This window comes from Nonomuraea sp. 3-1Str, assembly GCF_031570565.1.
Lineage (GTDB): Bacteria > Actinomycetota > Actinomycetes > Streptosporangiales > Streptosporangiaceae > Nonomuraea.
Window position 1 is genome coordinate 261,789 of record NZ_JALHBK010000007.1, and the last position, 25,216, is coordinate 287,004.

Genomic DNA, 25,216 nt, shown 5'->3' on the forward strand with positions numbered 1-25,216 from the left:
TTTTCCTCAGCAATCGGCAAGCCTGCGGGTCCGATCATGAGGGCGGGCGCACGCTGACCGCATGGCTGTGAAGGTCAGTGTGATCGTCGATGTCCACAACCCGGGTGACACGGCCGACCCGTGCCTGCGCTCCGTCCTGGGCCAGTCGCTGCCGGCCGACGACTACGAAGTGATCTTCGTGGACGACGGGTCCGCCGACGGGATCGCCGAGCGGCTCGACACGGTCGCCGCGGTGCGCCGCAACGTCCGCGTCCTGCACCTGCCGCACAGCGGCTCCCCGATGCGGGGCCGCAACGTCGGCATCGCGGCGGCCAAGGGCGAGTACGTCTACCTGATGTCCCAGTGCGACCGGCTGGAGCGCGAGGCGCTGGAACGCATGTACGAGCGGGCCGTGGAGACGGACGCCGACGTGCTGGTCGGCCGGCTGGCCCGCGACACGGGGCCGCCCATGAGCGCCTTCCAGCAGAGCCGGGCCCGCGCCGACATCCTGCGCGACCGGCTCTTCTCCCTCCTCACCCCGCACAAGCTCTACCGCCGGGCGTTCCTGGAGCAGCACGGCCTCGGCTTCGCCGCGCCGGGCGGCCAGCTCGCCGAGCAGGCGTTCTCCGTGCGGGCCTACCTCAACGCCAAGGTCGTCGCCATCCTCGCCGAGCAGGTCTGCTGCCACCTCGGCGAGTGGCCCGAGCCCGAGGAGGACCCGGGGACGATCGTGACGGAGCTGCGCGACCTGCTGGACGACATCGACTCCTGCATCGGCGAGGGCCGCCACCGCGACCGCATGTACGCCTACTGGTTCCGCTCCACCGCGCTGCGCCCGTTCCTCACCAGCAGGTTCGCCGGCTCCTCCATCGACCGGGGGATGCACTTCACCATCCTCAGGGAGCTGGTGCTGGAGCGCTTCCCCGAGCGGCTGGACCGCTACCTGCCCGTGCACCTGCGCGTCGTGGCGGCGCTCCTGCGCTCCGGCCGGCTCGACCAGCTCGTCCTGCTGGCCAACTCCACCCGCCGCGCCGGGCTGGGCGCCGACCTGACCGAGGTCCGCTGGGACGGCCACGTGCTCGTGCTCGCGCTGACCGTCGAGGTGCTGGGCGGCGACGGGCGGCCCACCGTCTTCCGCGCCGACGGCGACCGGCTGCACTGGATCCCGCCCCGCTCGGTCGATCCCTCGCTGCTCCCGGACGGCGTCACCGACGTCACCTCCGCGGTCGAGCGGGCCCGCATCGAGGTCTACGTCCGGCACGCCGAGACGGGCGTCATCCACTTCCTGCCGGTCGCGTACCGGGTCGAGCGCGTCCAGGAGGGGCGCCGCCACACCCGCGTGCGCATCGTCGGCGAGGCCCGCGTGGACGCCACCGAGGCCGCCATGGGGCGGCCGCTGAGGTCCGGCCAGTGGGAGGTGCACGTCCGCATGTACGGCGGCGCGCACCAGGCCAGGGCCCGGGTACGCCGCCCGGAGGGGCCGCTCAACTGCCTCGGCGTGCTGGCCGAGCGGCCCAAGACGCGCCTGGTGGTGCCCTGCTGGACCGACGAGGGCGAGCTGGGCCTGGCCGTCGAGCCGCGCTCGTTCGCCGAGTCCATCGCCCTGGTCTCGCCGGGCGTCACCGTCCGGCGGCAGGAGGGCAGCCTGTACGTGGTGCTGCCGGTGCCGTACGTGCCGCCGAGCGGCGGGCCGCCGCTGGAGCTGGTGCTGCGCGGCACCGGGCGCAGGACGCGTGAGGTGAGCGCGCCCGCCCTCGTCGAGCCGGGCTTGACGGAGCGCACCGCCGGCCAGCTCGTGGCCAGGCTGCCGGTCAGGCGGATGTTCGCGCCGCCGGACGTGCTCGGGCCGGGCCGGTGGCTGCCGTCGCTGCGCGGCGCGGAGGAGGAGATCGGGCTCCGGTTCGGTCTGGAGATCCGGCGCGGCGCGGTCATGGTCCGCCCGACCGCCGCCGTGGCGCCGCCCCGCCGCTCGCCGCTCGGCCGCGACACGGCCCTGCACCGGATCGGCCGGCGCCTGCCCTTCGCCCGCCACCTCGTACGGCTGGCACGCGCGGGCAGGCACCGCTACCTCAAGGACTGACGGCGCTACCGGCCCGTCCACTCCTCCAGCTCGGCGAAGGCGTCGCGGAAGACCGGCAGCATCGGCCTGAGCCGGTCCGGGTAGACGTCCACCAGGCTGTCGAGGTGGTTGCCGCCCTCCACCCGGTGGTAGCGGAAGGGCCGGTGCGGGCCCACCATCCGGGCGTACACGTCCGAGTCGCGCTCGATGGGCAGCAGCGAGTCGAGCGTGCCGTGCAGCGTGATCAGCGGCTTGGTGATCCGCCCGGTGAGCGCGATCTTCGCGAGCGCCGCGTAAGGCCGGCGCGCGTCGTAGTCGTAGTCGGCCGGGGCGCCGTCGTAGGCCGGGTCCAGCTCCTTCTGGTAGAGCTGCTGGGTGAGCTCCCAGTAGTACTGCCGGTGGAACGGCCACAGGAACTCCGAGCCGGCCGCGAAGCCCGCCTCCCGCACCCCGGTCTCGTCCGGGTACGCCTTCAGCGCCGCCGGCAGGAAGTTCAGCAGGTTGTCGCCCTTGACCCGCCAGAGCGTGCCCTCCCAGTCGACGCCGCCGTCGTAGAGCCACCCGCGGTTCTCCAGCTGCCACCTGACCAGGTAGCCGCCGTTGGAGATGCCCGCCATGTACGTGCGCCGCGGCGCCTTGCCGTAGCGCTGGGCGGCGACGGCCTTGGCGGCGACCGTGAGCTGGGTGACGCGCTCGTTCCACTCGGCGATGGCGTCGCCGGGGCGGCGGCCGTCGGTGTGGAACTCCAGGCCGGTGTTGCCCTTGTCGGTGGCCGCGAAGGCGTACCCCTTGGACAGCACCCAGTCGGAGATCGTGAAGTCGTTGGCGTACTGCTCCCGGTTGCCGGGGGTGCCGGTGACGACCAGGCCGCCGTTCCAGTGCTCGGGGAGCCTGATGACGAACTGGGCGTCGTGGTTCCAACCGTGGGTGGGGTTGGTGGTGGAGGTGTCGGGGAAGTAGCCGTCGATCTGGACGCCGGGGACGCCGGTGGGGTTGACGGTGGCTGCCGAGTGCAGGCCGGCCCAGTCGGCGGGGTCGGTGTGGCCGGTGCGGGTGGTGCCGGCGGTGGTGAGGTCGTCGAGCGTGGCCGTGACGGCCCGCTCGGCGCCCGGCACGGTGAGCGTCCCGGCCCGCCCGGCCGCCTGGGTGGCCGGTGACGCCGGGCTGAGCAGGCTCGCGACGAGGCTGAGGGCCCCGGCGGCCAACTGGTAGTGGGCGAGCATCAGGACTCCTGGAGGTGCCGGGCCAGCAGGCGCCGGAAGTCGTCGGGGCGTTCCAGGTGGGGGCTGTGGCCGCACTTGTCCAGCACCGCCTCGCGGTACGGGCCGTAGCGGCCGAGAACGGCCCGGGTCTGGGTGACCATGGGCTGCGCCGGCGTGCCGGGGGAGCCGGGCACCACGCCGATGGCGCCGAGGTGGGCCAGGTCGAACACCGAGGTGTCGGAGACGATGACGTCGTCGGCCCCGCGGATCCACAGGATGGGCGGCTTCGGGCTGATCTCGTGGAGGTCGTCCAGGCGGAAGCGGGTGGGCGCCGCGGCGTTGAGCACCCCCCGGGTGCCCGGGGCGACGCCCGGCCACGCGGGAGAGGTGGCGGCGTCGCCCGGGTAGTGGCCGTCGCCGACCCGGGTGGTGAGCATGGCGGCGACGTACCGGTCCTCGTCCTCCACCGGGCTCGCCACGTACGCGGAGCGGAACACCGAGCGGGGCGAGGCGGGGTCCTCGTCCGACAGGTCGCCGCGCCGCAGCCGGGCCACGAACTCCTGGTTGACCGCCCCCGCCCCCGACCCGGCGCCGTCGGGATGGGTCAGCGTGCCGTCAGGGCCCTCGGTGCCGCCGAACCCGTAGGGGGAGATCGGGTTGACCAGCGTGACCGACCGGACGGCGGCGGGCCGGTCGCGCAGCGCCTGGAGGACGACGCCGCCGCCGAGGCTCCAGCCGACGAGGTGGACGGCGGGCAGCTCCAGCGCGTCCACCAGCTCCAGCAGGTCGTCGGAGTAGTCCCGCAGGCCGCGCGTGGCGTCCACGGGCTCCGGGTCGGTGTCGCCGAAGCCGCGCAGGTCCACCGCGAGCGGCCGGAAGCCGTCCGGCAGCGCGGCCATGCTCGTGTGCCAGAACGCGGAGGAGGAGACGTTGCCGTGGACGAACAGGACCGGCTCGCCGGCCCGGCCCTCGACGGTCACGACGTGCTGGGTGAGCCTCGGCGTCGTGACCTTCACGGACGTGAACTCCGGGGAGGCGCTCACGCGCGGACCTTCTCGGCCAGGTCGCGGCCCTGGGTCTCGCGGGCGGCGAAGACGGCGATCAGGGTGAGCACCGCCGCCGCGCCGAGGTACACGGAGATCGGCAGGGAGCTGCCGAAGTCCTTGAGCAGGGCGACCGCGATGAGCGGGGCCAGCGCCCCGGCCACGATCGCCGAGAGCTGCGCGCCGATCGACACCCCGGTGTACCTCATCCGGGTGCCGAACAGCTCGGAGAAGAACGCCGCCTGCGGGCCGTACATCATGCCGTGGAAGATCAGGCCCACGGTGACGGCCAGCGTGATCGCCAGGAAGTTGCCCGTGTCGATGAGCGGGAAGAACGCGAAGATCCACAGCCCGATCCCGGCGGCGCCGGCGATGTAGAGCGGCCGGCGGCCGAGCCGGTCCGACAGGGCCCCCCACATGGGGATCGTGACGAAGTGGATCGCCGAGCCGATCAGCACGGCGCTGAGCACGGTCGAGTTGGCGATCCCGGTGCTCTTGGCGTAGGTGATGACGAAGACCGTGATCAGGTAGAACGAGATGTTCTCCGCCAGCCGCGCGCCGATGGCGATGAGCACGTCGCGCCAGTGGTGGCGCAGCACGCCGATGATCGGCGCCGTCTCCTCCGGCTCGGCCTGCTGGAACACCGGGGACTCGGTGATCGACAGCCTGATCCACAGCCCGATCAGCACCAGCACGCCCGACAGCAGGAACGGCACGCGCCAGCCCCAGCTCAGGAACGCCGCGTCCGACTGCGTGGCGGCGAGGATCGCCAGCACGCCGGTGGCGAGCAGGTTGCCGCCGGGCGCGCCCGCCTGCGGCCAGGAGGCCCAGAAGCCGCGCCGGCTCGCCTCGCCGTGCTCGGAGACGATCAGGACCGCGCCGCCCCACTCGCCGCCGAGCGCGAAGCCCTGCACCAGCCGCAGCACCGTGAGCAACACCGGCGCCGCGGCGCCGACGGTCGCGTACGTGGGCAGGCAGCCGATGAGGAACGTGGCGGCGCCCATCATGAGCAGGCTGACCACCAGGAGGGTCTTGCGGCCGAACCGGTCACCGTAGTGGCCGAAGATCAGGCCGCCGAGGGGGCGGGCGACGAATCCGACGGCGAGGGTGAGGAACGCGAGGAGGGTGCCGGTCAGCGGATCGGCCTCGGGGAAGAACAGCTTGTTGAACACGAGGGCGGCTGCCGAGCCGTACAGGAAGAAGTCGTACCACTCGATGGTGGTGCCGATCAGGCTGGCGCCGACGACCCTTTTGATGGAAGTGGCCATGCCGTCACGCTAGGGAGTGACGGGAGTCACTTATATGGGGGCGAAGCCCACAGTCTACGGCGCCGATGTGTGGCCGAGGCGGTGCAGGCGGAGCGCGAGCTGGATCTCCAGCGCCCGCTCCGGCTCCGACCAGCCGTCGCCGAGGAGCTTGCCGATGCGGTCGAGCCGCTGGGTGACGGTGTTGACGTGGATGTGCATGACCTCGGCCGTACGGGACGGGGAGCAGCCCGTGCCGAAGTAGGCGGCCAGCGTGCCGGTCAGCGCGGTGCCCCGGCGGGTGTCGTAGTCGACGACGGGGCCGAGCGCCGAGCGGACGAAGCCGTGCACGTCGCGGCCCTCGCCGATGAGCAGGCCGACGAAGCCCAGCTCGGCGGCGCTCGCGCCGTCGCCGGCGCGGCTCAGCGCGATCAGCGCCTCCGCGCACCGCCGCGCCTCGCGGTAGGCCCCGGCCACGTCACCGGCCCTGTCACCGGCCCTGTCACCGGCCCTGTCACCGGCCCTGTCGCCCGCCACGTCACCCGCCCTGTCGCCCACCCGTGAGGCGCCCGCCGTCGCCGGCGTGCCCAGCGAGGCGCTCAGCTCGGCGGCGACGCGCTGAGCGAGCGCGCCCGCGTCGTCGCCGGGCAGGAGCAGCACGACCTCGCCGGCCCGGCCCGCGGCCAGCCCGTGACGCACCGCGGCGTGCGACGACGCCCAGAACGCGGCCCGTTCCCGCTGCCCGTCGTGCCGGGCGGCCACGACCACGTGCGGCGCGCCCAGGTCCACGCCGAGCCGCCGCGCCCGGTCCGTCAGGCCGGGAGTGCCGGGCCGGGAGATCAGGTCGTCCAGCAGCTCGCCCCGCACCCGCCCCTCGGCCTCGGCCACGCTGCGGCGGAACAGCAGCAGCAGCGCGCACACCAGCGCCGCCCGCTCCAGGATCCGCTCGTCGGCGTCGTCGCTGCGCAGGACCAGCGTGCACAGCGGCTCCCCGCCGACGTCCACCGACGCGATCCGCAGGTCTCCTCTGCGCACCGTACGGCCCAGCGCCCGCGACGCCTGCGCGGCCTCGAACACGCCCGCGTCCAGCTCGCCCACGGCCCCGTCGAGCGGCCCCGCGATCGGCATGCCCAGGTCGTCGAGCACGGCCAGCGAGCCGCCCAGCACGTCGGTCACCACGGCCGCCACGTCCTCGATGCCGCCGCCCCGCAGGACCAGCGACGTCATGCGGTCGTGCGCGAGCGCGGCCCGCTCCACGGCCTCGGCGTGCGCCCGGGCGGTGCGATGGGCGCTGGACAGCTCCTCCAGCGCGTTGCGCGTCTCCTGGAGCAGCCGGGCGTTGTCGATGGCGACCGCCGCGTGCGCCGCCAGGCTCGCCAGCAGCGACACCTCCTCCTGGTGGAAGGGCCGGGCACTGCGGTCGGCCGCCATCAGCACGCCGATCACCCGCTGCCCCAGCCGCAGCGGAACGCCGAGGATCGCGACCAGGCCCTCTTCCTTGACGGCCTCGTCGATGTCGTCCTTGTGACGGAACCTGGCGTCGGCGAAGTAGTCGGCCGTGGCGTACGGGGTGGCCGACTGCGCCACCAGCCCGCCGAGCCCGGCCCCCATGTCCAGCCGCAGCGCACGGAACTTCGCCGAGATCGACCCGTCGGTGACCCGCATGTACGTGTCGCCCCGCTCCGGGTCGTGCAGGGTCATGTACGCCGTGTCGGTGCCCAGGAGCTGCCTGGCCCGGTGGACGATCGCCTCCAGCACCGCGTCCAGGTCGCGCAGCGCGGCCAGGTCGCCGGCCGTGTCGTACAGGGCGGACAGCTCGGCCTCGCGCCTGGCCCGCCGTCGCAGCAGCGCCCGCACCCTGAGCGCCTCGATCTTGGCGCGCTCGAGCTCCTCGATCGTCGCCGCGTCGGCCCCCTCGGCGCGGGCCTGGATGATCGGCCCCTCGAACTCCACGGCCGACGCCTCACGGGCGAGCAGCTCCAGGAAGTGGGTGGCGGGCGTGTTCATGACGTCGGGGCTACCGCGCCGTCCAGCCGCCGTCGACGGGCAGCGAGACGCCCGTGATGAACGAGCCGCTCGGGCCGCACAGGTACGCGACCAGCTCGGCCACCTCCTCCGGCTCGATGAGACGCTTGATCGCCGCGGGTCTCAGCATGACGTCCTCGACGACCTCACCCGGGTCGATGCCGTGGGCCCTGGCCTGGTCGGCGATCTGGTCCTCCACGAGCTGCGTGCGCACGTACCCGGGGCAGACGCAGGTCGAGGTCACGCCGTGCGGGCCGCCCTCCAGCGCGATCGTCTTGGACAGGCCCTCCAGCGCGTGCTTGGCCGTCGTGTACGCCGACTTGTACGGCGAGGCGCGCAGCCCGTGGACCGACGAGATGTTGACGAACCGGCCCCACTCCCGGGCGTACATGCCGGGCAGCACCCGCCGCGCGATGCGGAACGGCGCCTCCACCATCACGCGCAGCATGGTGGCGAAGACCTCCGGCGGGAACTCCTCGATGGGCGCCACGTGCTGGAACCCGGCGTTGTTGACCACGATGTCCACGTCGGCGGGCAGCCCCTCGGCGAATCCCGGATCGCCCAGGTCGGCCACCACGGCCGTGCCGCCCACCTCGGCGGCCACCTTCCCGGCCGCGTCCGCCCTGCGGTCGACGACGAGCACGTGCGCCCCCGCGGCGGCCAGCCGCCGCGCGCAGGCGGCCCCGATGCCGCCGCCCGCCCCGGTCACCAGCGCGGTCCGCCCCGTCAGCGCACCGGTCAGTTCGTTCGCCATACCTCCGACCCTAGGCGCTGCGCCGCGGCCGCATGATGGGGCCCGGCTACACAGATCACCATCGCCGTATGTGGGCCGGCCCGGCTGATACAGTTTGCCCCATGACCGCGTACGCGCAGCAGTGGTGGCCCGCCTCCTAGGCGGACCCGCACGCGCATACGCACCCCGGCCGCCTCGACGAGGCGGCCGCCCGCATGTCCGGGACGCCCCCCGTCGAGCACCTCGACCAGCGAAAGGGCGTTCACATGACGATCACCTGGGCCTCCCTGCTCGGCTCGCTCCTCGACGGCTCCTCCCTCCAGGCACACCAGACCGCGTGGGCGATGGACCAGATCATGTCCGGCGCGGCCACGGACGCCCAGATCGCCGGCTTCGCCGTGGCCCTGCGCGCCAAGGGCGAGACCGTGGACGAGGTGACGGGCCTGGCCGACGGCATGCTGGCCCGCTCGTACGCGATCAGGGTGCCGGGCGAGACGGTGGACCTCGTCGGCACCGGCGGCGACCGGGCGGGCACGGTCAACATCTCCACCATGGCCGCCGTCGTGACCGCGGCGGCCGGGGCCCGCGTGGTCAAGCACGGCGGCCGGGCCTCCTCCTCGACCACGGGCGCGGCCGACGTGCTGGAGGCGCTGGGCGTGCGCGTCGAGCTGCCGCCGGCCCAGGTGGTGCGGATCGCCGAGGAGGTGGGCATCACCTTCTGCTTCGCCGGGGCCTTCCACCCGGCGATGAGACACGCCTCGCCCGTCCGGCGCCAGCTCGGCGTGCCCACGTTCTTCAACTTCCTCGGCCCGCTCACCAACCCGGCGCTGCCCGCCGCGCAGGCCGTGGGTGTCGCGGACGCGCGCATGGCGCCGGTGATCGCGGGTGTGCTCGCCCGGCGCGGCTGCTCCGCGCTCGTCTTCCGCGGCGACGACGGCCTCGACGAGCTGACCACCACCGGCCCGTCCACGATCTGGGTGGTACGCCGCGGCAAGGTCACCGCGACCCCGTTCGACCCCGCCGACCTCGGCATCCCGCGGGGCCGCCCGGAGGACCTGCGCGGCGGCGACGCCGAGCACAACGCCGCGGTCGCCCGCGCGGTCCTGGCGGGCGAGCCGGGACCGGTGCTCGACATCGTGCTGCTCAACGCCGCCGCCGCGCTCGTGGCCGCCGAAGGGGCCCCGCCCGCCGCCGACCTCGTCCCGTCCCTGGGAGCGGCCCGCAAGCGCGCGGCCGACGCCGTCGAGTCCGGGGCCGCGGCCGCGCTGCTGGCCCGCTGGGCCCGCGCCACCGGCTGAGCGGCGCCGGTCAGTCCTTGCCGGAGTTCGTCATGGCCAGCACGTCGAGGACCGCGTCGAGCTGCTCCTCGGTGATCTTGCCGGACGCGACGTGGCCGCGCTCGACGACCACCTCCCGGACGGTCTTGCGCTCGGCCAGGGCCTGCTTGGCGATGCGCGCCGCCTCCTCGTAGCCGACGTACCGGTTGAGCGGGGTGACGATCGACGGCGAGGACTCCGCGTACTCGCGCAGCCGCTCGGCGTTGGCCGTGATGCCCGCCACGCAGCGGTCGGCGAGCAGCCGCGACACGTTCGCGAGCAGCCGGATCGACTCCAGGATGTTGCGCGCGATCACCGGGAGCTGCACGTTGAGCTCGAACGTCCCCGAGGCGCCCGCGAACGTGATGGCGGCGTCGTTGCCGATGACCTGCGCCGCCACCATGGCCGTGGCCTCGGGGATCACCGGGTTGACCTTGCCCGGCATGATGGACGAGCCCGGCTGGAGGTCGGGCAGGTTGATCTCGCCGAGCCCGGCGCGCGGCCCGGAGCCCATCCAGCGCAGGTCGTTGGCGATCTTGTTGAGGGACACGGCCACGACCTTGAGCTGACCCGACAGCTCGACGATCGAGTCCTGCGCGCTCTGCGCCTCGAAGTGGTCCAGCGCCTCGCGGAACGGGATGCCGGTCGCCTCGCGCAGCTTGGCGATGGCCTTCTCGGCGAAGCCCGGCGGGGTGTTGATGCCGGTGCCCACGGCCGTGCCGCCCAGCGGCAGCTCCAGCACGTGCCCGAGCGCCGACTTCACCCGCACCAGCCCGTGCTCGATCTGCGAGGCGTAGCCGCCGAACTCCTGCCCGAGCGTCACCGGCGTCGCGTCCATCAGGTGGGTCCGCCCCGACTTCACCACCTGGTCGAACTGGAGGGCCTTGGCCCGCAGGCTCGCCGCCAGGTGCTCCAGCGAGGGCATCAGGTGGTAGGTCACCTCGGTCGCCGCCGCCACGTGGATGGAGGTGGGGAAGACGTCGTTGGACGACTGCGAGGCGTTCACGTGGTCGTTGGGGTGGACGGGCCGGCCCAGCCGCTCCTGCGCGAGGTGGGCGACGACCTCGTTGGCGTTCATGTTGGACGAGGTGCCGGAGCCGGTCTGGAAGACGTCGATCGGGAAGTGGTCGTCGTGCTCGTTCTCGGCGACGTCGGCCGCGGCCTGCGCGATGGCCTCGGCCAGGTCCTTGTCCAGGACGCCCAGCTCGGCGTTGACCTCGGCGGCCACGGCCTTGATGAGGCCGAGCGCGGCGATGTGCGACGGCTCCAGGGGCCGTCCGGAGATCGGGAAGTTCTCGACCGCCCGCTGGGTCTGCGCGCGCCACCTGGCTCCGGCGGGCACGCGCACCTCGCCCATCGAGTCTGTTTCGATGCGGAACTCGCTCATGCCCCCAGTCTGTCCCACGCCGGACGTCTCAATCGGGGGCGCGGGCGTGCCGGATCAGCTCGACAGGATGGCCACGATGAGGATCGCGATCATCACGGCGGCCGCGGCGGCCACCGCCATGAGGACGAGCATGCCCGTGCGGTTGCCGGCGGGCCGCTCCTCGGGCCCCGCGATGGCGAACAGGTCGGTGCCGAGCCCCTTGGAGTCGGGCCGCTCCGTGGCCATCCCCTGCGGCCCGTAGGGTGCCGGGCCCGGCTGGTGGGGGCCGGGGGGAGGACCCTGGTAGGGGCCCTGACCGGAGATCGGCTGCTGGGGGTACTGGCCGGGCCGGCCCTGCGGCACGGGGCGGGCGGGCTGCTGGCCCGGAGCCGGCGGGTAGACCTGCTGGCCGGGGGGAGCGCTGTGGGGCCGGGGCGTCTGGATCCGCTGGGTCTGGAGGGACCCCTCGTCGGCGGGCGGCCCCTGCTGGGGGCGGCCCGGGAGCGGGGTCTTGGGCCGCATCAGGCTGACCGTGCGCTCGGAGTCGGGCACCACACGGCCCGGTCCCTGGGCGCCGGGCCGTTGAGGGCCGGGCTGCTGGGAACCGGCCTGCTGGGCGGCGGGCTGCTGAGGCCCGGCCTGCTGAGGTCCGGCCTGCTCGGGACCGGCCTGCTGGGGACCGGCCTGAGGACGCGCGCCCGCTCCCCGCTGAGGGCCGGACGCCGGCGAGCCCGGCGTCCTGGAGCCGCTGGCGGGGTTGGTGGCGTCGGGCACGGAGGCCTCCTGGCCGGTCAGGGCCTCGGCGGTGATGACCGGCATCTCGTGGGTGGGGGTGTCGGCGACCATCCGCAGCATGGTCTCGGCCTTGGCCGCGCTCAGCCGCTTCCTGTGGTCCTTGTTCAGCAGCCCGGTCAGCACGGGCCCGAGCTGGCCCGCCTGGGTGGGCGGGTCGGCGTTCTCGCTCAGCAGCGCCGCGAGCGTCTCCGCGATCGAGGCCCGCTCGTACGCGGGACGCCCCTCGACGGCGAAGTACAGCGTCGCCCCGAGCGACCAGATGTCGGACTCGGGACCGGTGTACTCGCCCCTGGCGCGCTCCGGAGCGGTGTAGCCGGGGGAGCCGATCACCATGCCGGTCTTGGTGAGCCTGGGATCGCCCTCGGCCTTGGCGATGCCGAAGTCGGTCAGCACCACGCGACCGGTCTCGGTGATGAGCACGTTGCCCGGCTTGACGTCGCGGTGCGTGATGCCCTGGGCGTGCGCGGCCCGCAGCGCGCCGAGCAGGTCGACGCCGAGCTCGGCGACCAGCCGGGGCGGCAGCGGCCCCTCCTCGTCGATCACCTGCTCCAGGGAGCGGGCCTCGACCAGCTCCATGATGATCCACGGGCTGCCGTCCTCGATGAGCACGTCGTGGATGGCGGCGACGGCCGGGTGGCTGATGCGCGCCGCGATGCGGCCCTCGCGGACCATGCGCTCGCGCAGCTCGGCCCGCTGCTCCTCGGTGAGTCCGGAGTCCTGCCGGATCTCCTTGACCGCCACCTCGCGGCCGAGGGCACGGTCCCTGGCGCGCCACACCGTCCCCATCGTCCCTCGCCCGAGCGGAGAGATGAGCTCGTAGCGCTCGGCGAGCAGGCGTGTCTGGTGTTCCGGCATGAGAAGAAGATATCTATTTCGCTTGGAAAGTGCTTTAGCCTCGCTTGCGAAGTTCCCTTGGCCAGAACCTTCGAGGAAGGCACAACTTTATCACCGCCGTCATGACGCGGGCATAGATCGACGGAGTCGCGGGCCGCTGCTCCACCCGCCGGCGATGGACGCCTTCGCCGGGCCGGCGCTCCTGCCTGGGCGAGGGCACCGTGACCGGGGCGGCCAGGATGTCGGCCCGCTGCATGGCGTCGGCTCTGTGCAGCCCGCGATGCGCGGGCCGGCGTGGGAAAGAGGCCGCGGTCGCCGCCTGTGCCGCTCGTACGGGCCTGCGGGAGGCCAGTGGCTCCTCGGCCGAGCCGCCCGCCGCCACGCGCGCCAGCATGAGCGAGGCGCGCACGGAGTCGAGGCGGGTCTCCGGGTCGATCCGGAGCAGCGCGTCCAGCACGGGCGCGAGCGGGCCCGCCTTGGTCATCGGGATGGGCTCGCCGCTGGTCAGCGCCGCCAGGGCCGCGGCGGCCGTACGGCGGCCGTGCAGGCCCCTGCCCTCGACGGCGGTGTAGAGCGTCGCGCCGAGCGACCACAGGTCGCCGGCGGGGCTGGCCTTGGCGCCGAGCACCCGCTCCGGCGCGATGTAGCCCGCCGAGCCCAGCACGATGCCCGCCTGCGTGATCGAGACGTCGCCCTCCAGCGCCGCCAGGCCGAAGTCGGTGAGCACGGCCCGGTCGTCGGTGACGAGCACGTTGCTGGGCTTCACGTCGCGGTGCAGGATGCCCTTGGCGTGCACGGCCCGCAGCGCGCCGAGGATCTGCCGGCCGATCTCCGCTGCCCGGCGCGGATGGAGCGGTCCCTCCTGCTGGATGAGCTGCTCCAGCGACCTCGCCTGCAGCAGCTCCATGACGATCCACGGCCGGTCGTCCTCGGTCACGACGTCGAACACCGTGATGACCGACGGGTGCGCCACCATCGCCGTGGCCCGGCCCTCGCGCTCGGTGCGGGCGCACAGCTCCGCCCGCAGCTCCTCGTCGAGGACCGCCGGCAGGCGTACCTCCTTGACCGCGACGTAGCGGTCGAGCAGCTCGTCGTGCGCCCGCCACACGGTGCCCATGCCGCCGCGTCCGACCGGCTCCAGGAGCCGGTAGCGCGCGGCGAGAAGGTAACCGGAGGGCGCACGCATGCCTGGCAGCTTACCTATTTGTGTAAACCGACCAGTAGAGGCCCGGCCGATAAAATGTTGCGAATCCAAGTCAACCCGTCTGACTCGCCCCGTCAGCGAGCCTGCTCGGCGCGCCCATGGACGCGCGAAGTGTCGTGCCCGTCCACATGGTGGGGGCCCGGCCGCCGCGCCGCAAGGGATGCGCGCGCCGCCGCGTGTACGTGCCCGCCGCGGACCCCGGTCCCGTACGCCGTGACTCCCGACCGTTCCGCACCCGATACGGAATGGCATTTCCCCAGCTCCGAGCCCCTTTCCGGGATGGCTTGCCCAGGTCCGGAGAAAAGCGCATTACGCCGATAAAGGGGGCTCAGTCAGCACGGGAAGGGGTGCGCCGGGAACTCTGGGGTGCGGTAGGCCGGTTGTAAGGGTGTCGTAAGGGGGTGGGTGCAGAGTGAAGCTACTAACGAGGCGACTCCCCAAGAATCCGGAAAGTGACCGCCACGATCGGCAGAATGGGGAGCACGCGTCGGAGGCACGACCAAGTCAGCGATCATGACGGCTTCACCCGAAGGACGTGATGAGGATGCGCCAGACCCAGGTTCACCCCCGGCCGAGGAAGCCGGCCGGCCCCTCCCTCGACCTTCGCACTCCGTCGGGGCGCAAGCTGCCCTTCTGAAACCCATCGCAGGAGCGTCATCTGAGAGGTGCACGATGTGCTGCAGTCACTTCCCCGTCTGCCCCGCCGCGGTATCGCCCGACCGTGAGGCGGCCCATGTGATCTCGGCCCACCCCGACCAGGGCTGGAGCCTGCTCTGCAACGGCGTCGTGCTCTTCGAGGACACCGGCCTGCTGCTGCCCGACGGCAGCGTCGTGGCCCCCCACCGAGCCGCCGTCCTGGCCTGACCCGCCTCCCCGCGCCGCCTTCGGTGACCCCGGAAACGCCGAAGGCCCCGGCCGGTCGACGTGCCCGGCGGGGCCTCCTCGCGGCTCAGGTCAGCGGCGGCCGATCGACAGCACCGGCCCCGTGCGATCGTCGAAGAAGTCGTCGCCCTTGTCGTCCACGACGATGAACGCGGGGAAGTCCTCCACCTCGATCTTCCACACCGCCTCCATGCCCAGCTCCGGATACTCCAGGACCTCCACCTTCCTGATGCAGTCCTGCGCCAGCCGCGCCGCCGGCCCGCCGATGGAGCCCAGGTAGAAGCCGCCGTGCTGCCGGCACGCCTCGGTCACCTGGCGCGACCTGTTGCCCTTGGCGAGCATGACCATCGAGCCCCCGGCCGCCTGGAAGCGCTCCACGTAGGAGTCCATCCGCCCGGCCGTCGTCGGCCCGAACGAGCCCGACGCGTAGCCCTCGGGCGTCTTGGCCGGCCCCGCGTAGTAGACGGCGTGGTCCTTCAGGTACTGCGGCATCTCGCCACCGTCGTCGAGCAGCTCGGCGATCTTGGCGTGCGCGATGTCGCGGGCGACGACGAGCGGGCCGGTCAGCGAAAGGCGCGTCTTGACCGGGTACTTGGTGAGCTGGGCGAGGATCTCCGGCATGGGCCGGTTGAGGTCCACCTTGACGACGTCGTCCGACAGGTGCTCGTCGGTGGTCTCCGGCAGGAAGCGGGCCGGGTCGGTCTCCAGCTGCTCCAGGAAGACGCCCTCCGGCGTGATCTTCGCCAGGGCCTGCCGGTCGGCCGAGCAGGAGACGGCGATGGCGACCGGGCAGGAGGCGCCGTGGCGGGGCAGCCGGATGACCCGCACGTCGTGGCAGAAGTACTTGCCGCCGAACTGGGCGCCGATGCCGAGCTTCTGGGTCAGCTCGAAGACCTTGGCCTCCAGCTCCAGGTCGCGGAAGCCATGCCCGGACGGCGATCCCTCGGTGGGGATCGAGTCGAGGTAGCGGGCGCTGGCGTACTTGGCCGTCTTCAGCGCGTACTCGGCGGAGGTGCCGCCGACGACGATCGCCAGATGGTACGGCGGGCAGGCCGCGGTGCCGAGTGAGCGGATCTTCTCCTCCAGGAAGGCCAGCATGCGCTTCTCGTTGAGCACCGCCTTGGTCTCCTGGTAGAGGAACGACTTGTTGGCCGAGCCGCCGCCCTTGGCCATGAACAGCAGCTTGTACTCGTCGGGGTGGCCGTGGGGGTCCTCGGCGTAGAGCTCGATCTGGGCGGGCAGGTTGTTGCCCGTGTTCTTCTCCTCCCACATGGTCAGCGGGGCCATCTGGGAGTAGCGCAGGTTGAGCCGGGTGTAGGCGTCGTACACGCCGCGCGCGACGTGCTCGGCGTCGCGGCCGTCGGTCAGCACGTGGCGGCCGCGCTTGCCCATGACGATCGCGGTGCCGGTGTCCTGGCACATGGGCAGCACGCCGCCGGCCGAGATCGAGGCGTTCTTCAGCAGGTCGAGCGCCACGAACCGGTCGTTGCCGCTGGACTCCCGGTCATCGATGATCTTGCGGAGCTGGGCCAGGTGGGACGGGCGCAGGAAGTGGGAGATGTCGTGCACGGCCGTCTCGGTGAGCAGCCGCAGCGCCTCGGGGTCGACCTCCAGGAACGTGCGGCCGGCCGCCTCGACTCTCCGCACCCCCTCCGAGGTGATCAGCCGGTACGTGGTGTCGTCGGCGCCCAGCGGGAGAAGATCGGTGTAGTCGAACTCGGCCATGCCCATCCTTTCGATTTCCCAAAGCGTACGCCCACGCGAGGCCGGCTCCCGCCCGGCCTCCGGCCCGGGCTCACGTGCGCTCGGCGGCGAGGTCCGGCACGGGGACGGGCCCGGGAGCGGGCGGCGCGGGGCGGCGGGCGGTGAGGCCGACGAGGATGCCGCACACCACCAGCCCCGCGCCCAGCAGGTCGTAGCCGGACGGCGTCGCGATGCCCAGCACCGCGCCGGTCGCGATGGCCCCCACCGGGATGAGGCCCGCGAACAGCCCGGCCCGCCCCGGACCGAGCTGCGGAAGCGCCGTGTACCACAGGAAGAACGCCACCACGGTGACCACGAAGGCCAGGTAGGCGAACCCGGCCGCCTCTGCGACGGTCGGCACCCGGAGCATGCCCGTGCCCTCCCGCACCATCCCGATCACGGTCAGCAGGGGCACGGCCAGCGCCGTCGAGTACGCGCTCACCCGTACCGCACCCAGCTTGGGCAGCAGCGGGAGGGCCAGCAGCGAGAAGGCGATCTCCCCGGCGAACGCGCCGAGCGCCCACAGCAGGCCGTGCAGGTTGCCGCTGCCGAGCCCGGTGGCCAGCGTCGCGCCCGCCACGACCACGCCCGCCCCCGCCAGCAGCCGGGGCGCGGGCCGCCCGCCCGCCAGCGCCAGGGCCAGCGGCACGGCGCCCAGCACGGTGCCGACCAGCGCGGGCCCGGCGGCGCCGGCCGACTCGGTCACGCACACGTTGAACAGCGCCAGTCCCGTCAGCGACAGCGCGCCGAGCAGCCCCCACTCCCGCGGCGTCAGCCGGACGAACCGCAGCCCCATGGCCCGGGTCATGACCAGCAGCACGACGGCGGCGAGCAGGTAGCGCACCGCCTGCCCGCCGTACACGGGATAGTCCTTGACCAGGCCGGACACTCCGGCCAGCGTTCCCACGAGGAACATGGCGCTCGCGGCGCTCACGACACCTTTGCCCATGTACGAGCATGCTAGGGAGACAATGGCTCTCCCAAACAGTCCAATCTGCTGCCGCGAATGAGGACCAATGGCCGATCTGTACGTACCGGTGGATCACGAGCGGGGTGGCGTGGCCGCGCAGGTGGCCTCCGGCCTGCGGGAGGCGGTCCGGTCGGGCCGGCTGGCGCCCGGCGACCGGCTCCCGTCCAGCCGCGACCTGGCCACCGACCTCGGGGTGTCGCGCGGGGTCGTGGTGGAGGCGTACGAGCAGCTCGTCGCGGAGGGCTTCCTCGTCTCGCGCGTCGGCTCCGGCACCCGCGTGGCGCCGGCCGCGGCCGCCTGTCAGCGCGGGCCCGGCGGCGAGGAGCAGGTGCCGTACCACGACCACCGGAGCAGGGCGACCTCGCCCGACCTCGGCCACTTCCCGCGCGAGCGCTGGCTGGCGGCGCTGCGGCAGGCCCTGGCCACCATCCCGTCCGACGCCCTCGACTACGGCGACCCGGGCGGCATCCCGGAGCTGCGCGAGGAGCTGGCCGGCTACCTGCGGCGGGTGCGCGCGGCGGACGTGGAGCCGGAGAACCTCGTCATCGTGGGCGGCGTCGCCCAGGGCCTCAGCCTGGTCCTGCACGTGCTCGCCGCGCAGGCGTCCAGCGCGCCGCAGGGCGATGGGTTCGGGCTGGCCGTGGAGGATCCGACCAGCCACCGGCAGATCCCCCTGCTGCGCCGCGCGGGCGCCGAGCTGCTGCCCGTGCCGGTCGACGGGCAGGGCGTCGACGTCGCCGCGCTGCGCGAGCGCCCGGCTCGCGCGGCGCTGGTCACACCGGCCCACCAGTACCCGACGGGCGTGGTGCTGTCGCCCTGCAGGCGGGCCGCGCTCGTGGAGTGGGCGCAGGACGCCGACGCGATCGTGCTGGAGGACGACTACGACGCCGAGTTCCGCTTCGACCGCGACCCGGTGGGCTGCCTGCAGGGCCTCGCGCCCGACCGGGTGGTGCTGGCCGGCAGCGTCAGCAAGGCGCTGGCACCGGGGCTGCGGCTCGGCTGGGTGGTGGCCCCGCCGTCGCTGGCGGGGGCGGTACGGCTGGCGCGGGGCGAGTTCGACCTGGGCTCGCCGGTGATCGAGCAGTACGCCCTGGCCGGCTTCCTGCGCACCGGCGGCTACGACCGGCACCTGCGCCGCATGCGCCGGGAGTACCGCAGCCGCAGGGACGCCCTGGTCAGGGCGCTGGCGGAGCACCTTCCCGAGGTCCGGGTCCGGGGCATCGAGGCGGGCCTGCACGCCTACCTCGACCTGCCGGCCGACTGGGACGAGCACCAGGTGGTGGAGGCCGCCCGCGAGCTGGGCCTGGCCATGGAGGCCGTGGGCCCGATGCGCTTCACACCGGGCGGCCCGGCGGTGGCCGCGGGCTTCTCCCGGCTGCCGGCACACCGGGCGGAGCGGGCCGTACGAGGGCTGAAGGTCAGAATGTCAGGACAAACTATTGACTGAGGCGCGCGGGCTCGCCTACAAAGAGAGCGACCGTCACCTTGGAGGCGCCATGCGTGTGGGACTGCTGGGCCTGGGCCGGATCGGGGCCTTCCACGCCGAGACCCTGGCCGCGCACCCGCTGGTGCACGAGCTGATCGTGGCCGATCCCGTGCGCACGTCGCCGTACGGCAGGCCGGGCGACCCGTTCGAGGCCGACGCCGTGGTCATCGCCACCCCCACCGGCACGCACGCCGACCTGCTCCTGGAGGCGTGTCGCAGGGGTGTCCCCGCGTTCTGCGAGAAGCCGGTGGCGGGCGACGTCGAGCGGACCCTGGAGGTGCTCCGGGCGGCCCGCGGACACCGGGTGCGGATCGGCTTCCAGCGCAGGTTCGACCCCGGGTACGTGAGCGCGGCGACGGCGCTGCGCGGTGGCGAGCTGGGAGAGCTGCACCGGGTCCACCTGATCACCGCCGACCCGGCGCCGCCGCCCGCCGAGTACATCCCGCTGTCCGGCGGCATCTACCGCGACTGCCATATCCACGACTTCGACATCCTGCGCTGGGTGACCGGCCGCGAGGTCGCGATCGTCTACGCGACCGGCGCCAACCGGGGCGCCCCGTTCTTCGCCGCGGCGGGCGACGTGGACACCAGCGCGGCGCTGCTCACCCTCGACGACGGCACGCTCGCCACCGTGCAGGGCTCGCGCTACAACGGCGCCGGGTACGACGTGCGCATGGAGCTGGCCGGCAGCAAGGGCACGCACGTCGTGGGGCTGAGCCCGCGGGCGCCGCTGCGCTCCTCGGAGGGGCTGGAGCCCTCGGAGGAGCCGTGGCCGGACTTCGTCGCCCGCTTCCGGCAGGCGTACGTCGACGAGATCGACGGCTTCCTGCGCGGCGACCCCCGCCTGTGTCCCATCGAGGACGCGCTGGAGGCCCTGTACGTCGCCGAGGCCGCGGAGCTGTCACGCCGCGAGCGCCGCCCGGTCGAGGTGGCCGAGGTACGGCGCTGATCCCAGGCCGAAGCGCGCTAGGCCGGCGTCTTGACCGCGGGCTCGAAGCCTCTGGCCAGCACGATGATCACGCCCGCCAGCAGGAACGGCGCGGCGAACGCGATCCGCATGTCGAAGGAGTCGGCCAGGCCGCCCACCAGGGCCGCGCCGACGATGAAGCCCACGTAGTTGAACAGGTTGACCCGGGCGATGGCCACGCCCGTGCCCGCCGGGTCCAGGCGCCCCGCCGCCGAGAACGACTGCGGCGCCACCACGGACAGTCCCACGCCGGTCAGCCCGAACGCCACGATGGCCAGCGGCTGGCTCGACGAGAGCACGATGCCGAGGAAGCCGAGCGTCGCGATCGCGCCGCCGATCCGCACGATGGCCGCCGGGCCGTACCTGCGCACCGCCAGGTCGCCGCCGAGCCGTACGGCCAGCGTCGTGGCCTGGTAGGCGGCGTAGGCCAGCGGTACCACGCCGGGGGTGGCGGCCAGGACGTCCTTCATGAAGACCGTGCTGAAATTCGAGACCGCGGCGTCGCCGACGTACAGGAAGCCCATCGCCAGGCAGAGCGGGATGATCGGCCGCCACGGGAACCGGCCGCCGGCCGTCGCCTCCGTGTGCTCGACCTTCTCCTCCTCGACGGTGCAGAGCCTCGGCCCGGCGTAGAGCGAGGCCGCCACGGCCAGCACCATCGGCACGCTCATGACCACCGCGAGGTCGAGCCCGGCCGCGGCCGACGCCCACAGCGCGCCGAGCAGGCTGAACACGCTCCACACGCAGTGGAAGCCGTTCAGCACGGCCCTGCCGTACCTCCGCTCGACCGCCACGCCCTGCATGTTGATACCCGCGTCCACCGCTCCGACCGCCAGCCCGAACAGCAGCAACGCGACCAGCAGCAGCGGCACGCTCGGGGCGAGACCGGCGAGCACCACGGCGACGGCGACGGCCGGCTGCGCGGCCCGCAGCAGCGGCTTGCTGCCCAGACGCGCGGCGAACGAGCCGGCGGCGACGCTTCCGACGCCCGCGAAGACCGGCACGACGAGAAGGAGCAGGGTGAGCGTGCCCTCGTCGAGCTCGTGCCGGTGCTGCAGCGCGGCGACCTGCGTCAGCAGGGTCGCGAACGACAGTCCCTGCACGGCGTAGGCGCCGAACGTGGCGATGCGGGCCTGACGATCACGGGGGGTCGGCACGGCGGCCTCCAGGTGGGGGGTCAGCAAACGTGAGGCGCGGTCAGGTTAGCGCTCGACCGGCCCTTTCGCCAGGGCACACGCACCCAGAGCCACCACGGCGGCCACCTCCGTGACCGCCAGGCCGCGCTCCACCAGGCCGAGCGGCATCACCTGCCACCACGCCAGCCCGCCGCGCGCCCCCACCAGCACCACCGCGACGATCCCCGCCACCCACAACGCCGAGCCGAGGCCGAAGCCGAAGGCCGCCAGCGCGGGGCCGCGCCGCCCGGTGTGCCGCCACGGGCGGGCGATGACCAGCGCCGCCACCGGCAGGCTCAGGAACGCCACCAGGCTCCCCGCCCGGTGGATGCTGCCGCTCAGGCTCGGCCCGACGGACCAGTCGTGCTTGGGGAACCAGGCCGTCACCAGCAGGCCCGCGCTCCACGCCATCAGCGCCAGCGTGCCGAACACCCCCGCCAGTCGCGTGCGGGCCAGCGCGACGCCGATGGCCGCCGACCCGGCCGCGAGCAGCGCCACGCCGAGGCCGAAGACCCAGCCGTAGGCGCCGAGGCCGTGCTCACTGATGGTCCTGCGCAGGGGGTTGATCTCGCCCAGCCCGGCGCCGACCACGTCCAGGCCGGCGATCACCACCACGCCGGCGCCCACCGCGCCGAGACCCCATCCCGCCGCCTGCCGCACCAGCCACTCCCTCCGCGCCGCCGCGGGCTCCTCTGCGGGCGCTCTTCCGGTCGGCTCTTCCGTCAACGGGCCGGCCCGCCGCCAGATTCCGTACCTCCCCACCGCATGACCGTCCTTCGCACCACATGAGCGTTTTTCGCACCGCATGACTGTTGTTCGGGCCGCATGACCGTCGTTCGGGCCGCATGACCGTACGAAACCGGGACTCGTACGGAGTCGTCACCTTGGCCGGACCGGCGGTGGCGAGCGAACGGGCCTTCCGCCGGATATCGTCGAGATGTGAACGAGCGCCCGGGAGCCTGGCTGCCCCGCCTGCAGGAGGTCGGCGAGCGACTGGCCGAGGAGTGGATCAGCGCCCGGCGTCCCGCCAGGCCCGACAACCCGCAGCCGCACGAGCTGCGCGCCTCCGACGACGACCGCGAGCGCATCGCGCAGGTCCTCCAGGACGCCCACGCCGATGGCCGGCTCGCGCTCGACGAGCTGGAGGAGCGGCTCGGCGTCGTCTACTCCGCGCGTACCCTCGGCGACCTCGCCGGCCTCACCGCCGACCTGCTGCCGGAGGAGGAGCAGCCGCTGCGGCTCGACGGCCGGCCGGTGTCGGCGTTCTTCAAGCAGGAGCAGCGCGGCGGCCGCTGGGTGGTGCCGGCCGAGCTGGACGTGACCGCCATGTTCGGCACCACCAAGCTCGACCTGCGCGACGCCATCCTGCAGAACCAGCGGATCGTCATCAACGCCACGCTCGTCTTCGGCGGGCTGGAGATCCACGTCCCGGAGGACCTGGAGGTCATCCGGGTGACCAAGGACAAGACCGTGCGGCTGACCAAGCAGCCCACCGAGCCCGGCGCGCCCGTGGTGGAGGTGCGCACCACCAACTTCGCCGGCGAGGTCAAGGTCAAGGAGCCGCCCCGCCGCAAGCGGCGCCGCTGACACCGCCGGCTCCCGGGGGCGGCTCAGCCCGCGGTGTCGAAGTTGATCGCGCTGTACGCCCGGAGCTTCCAGAGCTGGTGCTCGCTGTCGACCTTGCGGATCGTGCCCGAGCGCCCGCGCATCACCAGCGAGCTGGTCATCGCCACGCCCTTGCTGAACCGCACGCCCTGCATCAGCTCGCCCTGCGTGATGCCCGTCGCGGCGAAGAACACGTCGTCGGAGCTGACCAGGTCGTTGGTGGTGAGCACCTGACCGAGGTCGTGCCCGGCGTCGATGGCCCGCTGCCGCTCGGCGTCGTCGCGCGGCCACAGCTTGCCCTGGATCACGCCGCCGAGGCACTTGAGCGCGCACGCCGCCACGATGCCCTCGGGGGTGCCGCCGATGCCCATCATCAGGTCGATGCCCGTGCCCATCCGGCCCGCCATGATGGCGCCCGCCACGTCGCCGTCCACGATGAACTTGATGCGCGCCCCGGTCTCCCGGATCTCCTTGACGAGCTGCTCGTGCCGGGGCCGGTCGAGCACCACCACCGTGACGTCGGAGGCCGAGCAGCCCTTGGCCCGCGCCACGGCCTGGATGTTGGCCGAGACCGGAGCCTCGATGTCCACCACGTCGGCCGCCTCCGGCCCGGTGACCAGCTTCTCCATGTAGAACACCGCCGACGGGTCGTACATCGAGCCGCGCTCGCTCACCGCGATCACCGACACCGCGTCGGGCATGCCGAGCGCCGTCAGCCGGGTGCCGTCGATGGGGTCGACCGCCACGTCGCACTCGGGGCCGCTGCCGTCGCCCACCTGCTCGCCGTTGAACAGCATGGGGGCGTCGTCCTTCTCGCCCTCGCCGATGACGACCACGCCGTTCATGGAGACCGTGTTGATCAGCTGGCGCATCGCGTTGACCGCGGCGCCGTCCGCCCCGTTCTTGTCACCCCGCCCGACCCAGCGGGCAGCGGCCATCGCGGCCGCCTCGGTGACGCGTACCAGCTCCAGTGCGAGGTTGCGGTCGGGGGCGTGCTCGCCCGTCGCCAGAGCTGGGGGTACGGACGTCTGATCGGACATGATGGCAGGCCCTCCTCGTGGACAACTGAGTCGATGGTAGTTGTCCATGTATCCCCGGACAGCGGAGGATAATGTGCCTGCCATGAGCAGCGATGTGGAACAGCCGGTCACAGCCCGCACCTCCGAGCGGGGCGCCGCCACGCGCACCGCGCTACTCAAGGCCGCCCGGGAGGTCTTCGTCTCCAAGGGCTTCGCCGAGGCGGGTGTCACCGACGTCGTGGGCCGGGCCGACGCCAGCGTGGGCAGCCTCTACCACCACTTCTCCGGCAAGGCCGACCTCTACCTCACGCTGTTCGAGGAGTTCCAGGCCAAGCAGGCCCAGCGCACCAGCCAGGCCGCCCGTGAGGCGCGCGCCGAGGGTGAGACCGACCCGATGCGGGTGTTCATCCGCGCGGCCCGCGCCTACCTGGACGGGTGCCTGGAGGAGCGGGAGGTGGCCGCGCTGTTCCTGCGCGGTGACGGGCCGCCCGGCTTCGAGGTGGTCATGCGCGACCGGCTGCGCAAGTGGGCGGAGCGCAACGCCGCCCTGTTCGACGACGACGAGGGAGCCCTGGTCGTGGTGATCACCGGCGCGCTCGCGGCGGCGGTGTCGGAGGTGGTGCGCACCGGCGACCGGAAGCTCGCCGAGGACGTGCTCGCCATCATCGGGCAGATCCGACCGGCCGCTTCGGCGACCGGCACCACCAGCGGGTAACCTCGCGAAGTGTGCGACGGTTCACCGATGGGTTCTACGGCTACGCGGTAGCGCTGTTCGTCTGCCTGGGGGCGGCGGGCCTGTTCCTGCTGGTCGCCCCACAGGGCCGGCAGGAGCACATCCCGAGGCGCGAGTACACGATCACGGTCGCCAACTTCGGCCGCGCCGTGCCGTACCAGGTGTGGGCGCCCAGGCAGGACCCGGCCGGCTGGGTCCCCAACAGCAACCGCATCGCCAAGGGCGAGAACGGCGCGCAGGTCCTCTACCTCGGCTACGCCACGGCCAAGCGGGAGCACGCCATGCTGGCCCAGAGCGACGAGAAGCCGGCCGCCGGGTTCGCAAGCCGCATGGCCAACACCGACAAGGCGATCGGCACCCAGCAGGTGGCCGGGCAGCCGTGGGAGCGGCGCTTCCGCGAGGACAAGAAGCAGCGGTCGCTGGTCCGCGTGCTGCCGGACGTGACCCTGGTCGTCACGGGCACGGCCGACTGGCCCGAGCTGGGCGAGCTGGCCGCCACGCTCCAGCAGCGCGCGAAGGGCTGAGCGGCGGGTCTGGCACGGCCACGTCCCCGTGACCCTAGGGTGGTGACGTGGCAGACGAGAAGGCACCCTCATACGAGCAGGCCCGCGAGGAGCTGACCGAGGTGGTGCGCCGCCTGGAGACCGGCGGGCTCACCCTGGAGCAGTCGATCGAGCTCTGGGAGCGGGGCGAGAAGCTGGCCGCCATCTGCGAGGAGTGGTTGCAGGGGGCCAGGGTCAAGCTCGCCGCCGCGATGGCCCGCCGCACCGACGCGGGGGCGGCCCGCGACGACGACGCCCCCTTCTAGCCTTCCTCGTCCCCTGGCCTCCGGCCCT

22 protein-coding genes are annotated in these 25,216 nt (G+C 73.2%); 9 read left to right on the top strand and 13 right to left on the bottom strand.

From position 1 onward, the window contains the following. Positions 1-61: 61 nt before the first annotated feature. Complete coding sequence (locus MTP10_RS14790; RefSeq protein WP_310709727.1) at positions 62-2,059, top strand: glycosyltransferase family 2 protein; 1,998 nt, start codon at positions 62-64, stop codon at positions 2,057-2,059. 5 nt (positions 2,060-2,064) lie between these two features. On the opposite strand, the gene MTP10_RS14795 is transcribed toward MTP10_RS14790, so the two are convergent. The 5 genes from MTP10_RS14795 to MTP10_RS14815 are packed head-to-tail and all read right to left on the bottom strand — an operon-like array spanning position 2,065 to position 8,306. Beyond that, positions 2,065-3,261, bottom strand: coding sequence for a tannase/feruloyl esterase family alpha/beta hydrolase (locus MTP10_RS14795; RefSeq protein WP_310709728.1), 1,197 nt, complete (start codon positions 3,259-3,261; stop codon positions 2,065-2,067). After that, positions 3,261-4,283, bottom strand: a complete 1,023-nt coding sequence (locus MTP10_RS14800; protein ID WP_310709729.1) for an alpha/beta hydrolase — start codon at positions 4,281-4,283, stop codon at positions 3,261-3,263. The genes MTP10_RS14795 and MTP10_RS14800 overlap by 1 nt, the downstream gene beginning before the upstream one ends. Further along, positions 4,280-5,551 (bottom strand): MFS transporter, encoded by a 1,272-nt coding sequence (locus tag MTP10_RS14805; RefSeq protein ID WP_310709730.1) that lies wholly within the window; start codon positions 5,549-5,551, stop codon positions 4,280-4,282. The genes MTP10_RS14800 and MTP10_RS14805 overlap by 4 nt, the downstream gene beginning before the upstream one ends. Before the next feature lie 54 nt (positions 5,552-5,605). Continuing rightward, positions 5,606-7,534 (bottom strand): GAF domain-containing protein, encoded by a 1,929-nt coding sequence (locus MTP10_RS14810; RefSeq protein WP_310709731.1) that lies wholly within the window; start codon positions 7,532-7,534, stop codon positions 5,606-5,608. Between the two features lie 10 nt (positions 7,535-7,544). Continuing rightward, entirely contained in the window at positions 7,545-8,306 is a 762-nt protein-coding gene (locus tag MTP10_RS14815) for an SDR family oxidoreductase (protein WP_310709732.1), read from the bottom strand. 245 nt (positions 8,307-8,551) lie between these two features. Between MTP10_RS14815 and trpD the strand changes: the two genes are divergently transcribed. Beyond that, on the top strand, positions 8,552-9,583 hold the full coding sequence (gene trpD / locus MTP10_RS14820; protein ID WP_310709733.1) for an anthranilate phosphoribosyltransferase: 1,032 nt from the start codon (positions 8,552-8,554) through the stop codon (positions 9,581-9,583). A gap of 10 nt (positions 9,584-9,593) precedes the next feature. Here trpD and MTP10_RS14825 read toward each other — a convergent pair whose 3' ends face one another. The 3 genes from MTP10_RS14825 to MTP10_RS14835 are packed head-to-tail and all read right to left on the bottom strand — an operon-like array spanning position 9,594 to position 13,782. Then, positions 9,594-10,988 (bottom strand): class II fumarate hydratase, encoded by a 1,395-nt coding sequence (locus MTP10_RS14825; protein WP_310709734.1) that lies wholly within the window; start codon positions 10,986-10,988, stop codon positions 9,594-9,596. A gap of 54 nt (positions 10,989-11,042) precedes the next feature. Beyond that, positions 11,043-12,617, bottom strand: coding sequence for a protein kinase domain-containing protein (locus MTP10_RS14830; RefSeq protein ID WP_310709735.1), 1,575 nt, complete (start codon positions 12,615-12,617; stop codon positions 11,043-11,045). A 34-nt stretch (positions 12,618-12,651) separates the two neighbouring features. Continuing rightward, a complete protein-coding gene (locus MTP10_RS14835) occupies positions 12,652-13,782 on the bottom strand; it encodes a serine/threonine-protein kinase (protein ID WP_310709736.1) in 1,131 nt (376 codons plus the stop codon). 690 nt (positions 13,783-14,472) lie between these two features. On the opposite strand from MTP10_RS14835, the gene MTP10_RS14840 reads away from it, so the two are divergent. Beyond that, the gene (locus tag MTP10_RS14840) at positions 14,473-14,664 is read left to right on the top strand and encodes a DUF5999 family protein (protein ID WP_310709737.1); all 192 of its coding nucleotides are present in this window, start codon (positions 14,473-14,475) and stop codon (positions 14,662-14,664) included. 90 nt (positions 14,665-14,754) lie between these two features. Here MTP10_RS14840 and MTP10_RS14845 read toward each other — a convergent pair whose 3' ends face one another. Both MTP10_RS14845 and MTP10_RS14850 read right to left on the bottom strand, forming a co-directional pair. Then, positions 14,755-16,407 (bottom strand): fumarate hydratase, encoded by a 1,653-nt coding sequence (locus tag MTP10_RS14845; RefSeq protein WP_310709738.1) that lies wholly within the window; start codon positions 16,405-16,407, stop codon positions 14,755-14,757. Positions 16,408-16,477: 70 nt separating this feature from the next. Beyond that, entirely contained in the window at positions 16,478-17,374 is an 897-nt protein-coding gene (locus tag MTP10_RS14850; RefSeq protein WP_310709739.1) for a DMT family transporter, read from the bottom strand. Positions 17,375-17,441: 67 nt separating this feature from the next. On the opposite strand from MTP10_RS14850, the gene MTP10_RS14855 reads away from it, so the two are divergent. Beyond that, the gene (locus MTP10_RS14855) at positions 17,442-18,842 is read left to right on the top strand and encodes a PLP-dependent aminotransferase family protein (protein ID WP_310709740.1); all 1,401 of its coding nucleotides are present in this window, start codon (positions 17,442-17,444) and stop codon (positions 18,840-18,842) included. A gap of 49 nt (positions 18,843-18,891) precedes the next feature. Continuing rightward, the gene (locus tag MTP10_RS14860; RefSeq protein ID WP_310709741.1) at positions 18,892-19,830 is read left to right on the top strand and encodes a Gfo/Idh/MocA family oxidoreductase; all 939 of its coding nucleotides are present in this window, start codon (positions 18,892-18,894) and stop codon (positions 19,828-19,830) included. A 17-nt stretch (positions 19,831-19,847) separates the two neighbouring features. On the opposite strand, the gene MTP10_RS14865 is transcribed toward MTP10_RS14860, so the two are convergent. Both MTP10_RS14865 and MTP10_RS14870 read right to left on the bottom strand, forming a co-directional pair. After that, the gene (locus tag MTP10_RS14865) at positions 19,848-21,005 is read right to left on the bottom strand and encodes an MFS transporter (RefSeq protein WP_310709742.1); all 1,158 of its coding nucleotides are present in this window, start codon (positions 21,003-21,005) and stop codon (positions 19,848-19,850) included. 45 nt (positions 21,006-21,050) lie between these two features. After that, the gene (locus MTP10_RS14870) at positions 21,051-21,785 is read right to left on the bottom strand and encodes a DUF998 domain-containing protein (RefSeq protein ID WP_310709743.1); all 735 of its coding nucleotides are present in this window, start codon (positions 21,783-21,785) and stop codon (positions 21,051-21,053) included. Positions 21,786-21,962: 177 nt separating this feature from the next. Between MTP10_RS14870 and MTP10_RS14875 the strand changes: the two genes are divergently transcribed. Further along, positions 21,963-22,610: a DUF1707 domain-containing protein gene (locus MTP10_RS14875; RefSeq protein WP_310709744.1), complete on the top strand. Its 648-nt coding sequence runs from the start codon at positions 21,963-21,965 to the stop codon at positions 22,608-22,610. Positions 22,611-22,633: 23 nt separating this feature from the next. Here MTP10_RS14875 and glpX read toward each other — a convergent pair whose 3' ends face one another. Beyond that, positions 22,634-23,668 carry a class II fructose-bisphosphatase gene (gene glpX, locus MTP10_RS14880; RefSeq protein WP_310709745.1) on the bottom strand — a complete coding sequence of 345 codons (1,035 nt, stop codon included), beginning with the start codon at positions 23,666-23,668 and terminating at the stop codon, positions 22,634-22,636. Between the two features lie 82 nt (positions 23,669-23,750). On the opposite strand from glpX, the gene MTP10_RS14885 reads away from it, so the two are divergent. From MTP10_RS14885 to MTP10_RS14895, 3 genes are read left to right on the top strand one after another with little or no spacing between them, the layout of a single operon-like run. Further along, the gene (locus MTP10_RS14885) at positions 23,751-24,362 is read left to right on the top strand and encodes a TetR/AcrR family transcriptional regulator (protein ID WP_310709746.1); all 612 of its coding nucleotides are present in this window, start codon (positions 23,751-23,753) and stop codon (positions 24,360-24,362) included. A gap of 11 nt (positions 24,363-24,373) precedes the next feature. Continuing rightward, the gene (locus tag MTP10_RS14890; RefSeq protein WP_310709747.1) at positions 24,374-24,904 is read left to right on the top strand and encodes a DUF4245 domain-containing protein; all 531 of its coding nucleotides are present in this window, start codon (positions 24,374-24,376) and stop codon (positions 24,902-24,904) included. Positions 24,905-24,951: 47 nt separating this feature from the next. Next, a complete protein-coding gene (locus MTP10_RS14895; RefSeq protein WP_310709748.1) occupies positions 24,952-25,188 on the top strand; it encodes an exodeoxyribonuclease VII small subunit in 237 nt (78 codons plus the stop codon). Positions 25,189-25,216 lie beyond the last annotated feature (28 nt).

Coding starts and splice junctions, on each gene's coding strand:
- MTP10_RS14790 (WP_310709727.1), top strand. CDS start 62: ATGGCTGTGAAGGTCAGTGTGATCGTCGATGTCCACAACCCGGGTGAC.
- MTP10_RS14795 (WP_310709728.1), bottom strand. CDS start 3,261: ATGCTCGCCCACTACCAGTTGGCCGCCGGGGCCCTCAGCCTCGTCGCG.
- MTP10_RS14805 (WP_310709730.1), bottom strand. CDS start 5,551: ATGGCCACTTCCATCAAAAGGGTCGTCGGCGCCAGCCTGATCGGCACC.
- MTP10_RS14810 (WP_310709731.1), bottom strand. CDS start 7,534: ATGAACACGCCCGCCACCCACTTCCTGGAGCTGCTCGCCCGTGAGGCG.
- MTP10_RS14815 (WP_310709732.1), bottom strand. CDS start 8,306: ATGGCGAACGAACTGACCGGTGCGCTGACGGGGCGGACCGCGCTGGTG.
- trpD (WP_310709733.1), top strand. CDS start 8,552: ATGACGATCACCTGGGCCTCCCTGCTCGGCTCGCTCCTCGACGGCTCC.
- MTP10_RS14825 (WP_310709734.1), bottom strand. CDS start 10,988: ATGAGCGAGTTCCGCATCGAAACAGACTCGATGGGCGAGGTGCGCGTG.
- MTP10_RS14830 (WP_310709735.1), bottom strand. CDS start 12,617: ATGCCGGAACACCAGACACGCCTGCTCGCCGAGCGCTACGAGCTCATC.
- MTP10_RS14835 (WP_310709736.1), bottom strand. CDS start 13,782: ATGCGTGCGCCCTCCGGTTACCTTCTCGCCGCGCGCTACCGGCTCCTG.
- MTP10_RS14840 (WP_310709737.1), top strand. CDS start 14,473: ATGTGCTGCAGTCACTTCCCCGTCTGCCCCGCCGCGGTATCGCCCGAC.
- MTP10_RS14845 (WP_310709738.1), bottom strand. CDS start 16,407: ATGGCCGAGTTCGACTACACCGATCTTCTCCCGCTGGGCGCCGACGAC.
- MTP10_RS14850 (WP_310709739.1), bottom strand. CDS start 17,374: ATGGGCAAAGGTGTCGTGAGCGCCGCGAGCGCCATGTTCCTCGTGGGA.
- MTP10_RS14855 (WP_310709740.1), top strand. CDS start 17,442: ATGGCCGATCTGTACGTACCGGTGGATCACGAGCGGGGTGGCGTGGCC.
- MTP10_RS14860 (WP_310709741.1), top strand. CDS start 18,892: ATGCGTGTGGGACTGCTGGGCCTGGGCCGGATCGGGGCCTTCCACGCC.
- glpX (WP_310709745.1), bottom strand. CDS start 23,668: ATGTCCGATCAGACGTCCGTACCCCCAGCTCTGGCGACGGGCGAGCAC.
- MTP10_RS14885 (WP_310709746.1), top strand. CDS start 23,751: ATGAGCAGCGATGTGGAACAGCCGGTCACAGCCCGCACCTCCGAGCGG.